The 1,265-nt window shown below is 61.3% G+C and carries 1 protein-coding gene; it reads left to right on the forward strand.

Annotation, left to right across the window (positions count from 1 at the left end):
- Positions 1–1,263, forward strand: a 1,263-nt coding sequence (locus tag E4K65_RS46655; RefSeq protein ID WP_135179758.1) for a transposase, incomplete at its 5' end; no start/stop codon positions are given.
- Positions 1,264–1,265: the final 2 nt, after the last annotated feature.

A 1,265-nucleotide genomic window follows, 5' to 3' on the forward strand; every position in this document is an offset into this window, starting at 1 on the left:
CTGTCCTGGCTTCGCAGTGAACTAGCACCTCATTATTCGTCCATGGGTCGCCCGTCGATCGATCCGGAACTGATGATCCGGATGCTGGTCGTGGGATATGTCTTTGCGATCCGTTCGGAGCGGCTGATCTGCCGTGAAGTGCAGGTGAACCTTGCCTATCGCTGGTTCTGCAAGCTCGGGATCGAGGACGCTATCCCGGATCATTCGGCGTTCTCGCGCGCCCGCAACGAGCGCTTCCGCGAGGGAGATGTATTTCGCCACATGTTCGAGCGGGTCGTGGAGGCGTGCATTGCGGCCGGCCTGGTTGGCGGCGATGGCTTTGCTGTCGATGCGAGCCTGATCCAGGCGGATGCCAACAAGCAACGCTCGATCGCAGGTCAGGATTGGCGCAAGGACCGCGATCCGCAAAGGTCCAGCCGCGCGGTGAAGGAGTATCTGGCGACCCTCGACGATACAGCGTGGGGCGCCGCCAGCGACGTTGTGCCGAAGTTCGTCTCCCCATCCGATCCCGCGGCCCAGTGGACCGGAGCTCACAAGGGACCAGCATTCTTCGCTTACTCCGACAATTATCTCATCGACGTGAAGTTCGGCGTCATCGTTGATGTTGAGGCGTCCCGCTCCATTCGCCAGGCCGAGGTCGGAGCGGCAAGGACAATGATCGAACGAACAGAGGAGCGCTTTGGTCTCAAGCCGGAGCGGCTTGTCGGGGATACCGCTTACGGCGCCGCTCCGATGCTGAACTGGCTGGTCGAGGAGAAGGGCATCGCGCCACATATCCCCGTGTTCGACAAGTCGAAGCGAGATGACGGTACCTTCTCACGCAGCGACTTTCGATATGATCCGACCAGTGACGTCTACCACTGTCCTGGCGGAAAGCGGCTTGGAACGAGCGGCACCGTGCACGAGGGCAAAACGCTTCTGTATCGTGCGAGCAAGCTCGACTGCGACGCATGCCCGCTTAAACCGGAGTGCTGTCCAAAAGAACCATCGCGTAAGATCCCGCGCGACATACATGAGCACGCGCGCGACGTCGCCCGGTCGTTCGCTGGCACCGAAGGCTTCGAGACGTCGCGACGTCAGCGCAAGAAGGTCGAGATGCAGTTTGCACACTTGAAGCGCATCCTGAGGCTTGGTCGGCTCCGGCTTCGTGGCCCACGGGGCGCCCAGGACGAGTTTGTTCTGGCTGCCATCGCTCAAAATCTGAGGCGCCTCGCGTCGTTCGTTGCGCGACCACCACCCGCTCATGCCACGTGCATTGCGTAGCG

The sequence above is a fragment of the Bradyrhizobium niftali genome, assembly GCF_004571025.1.
GTDB lineage: Bacteria > Pseudomonadota > Alphaproteobacteria > Rhizobiales > Xanthobacteraceae > Bradyrhizobium > Bradyrhizobium niftali.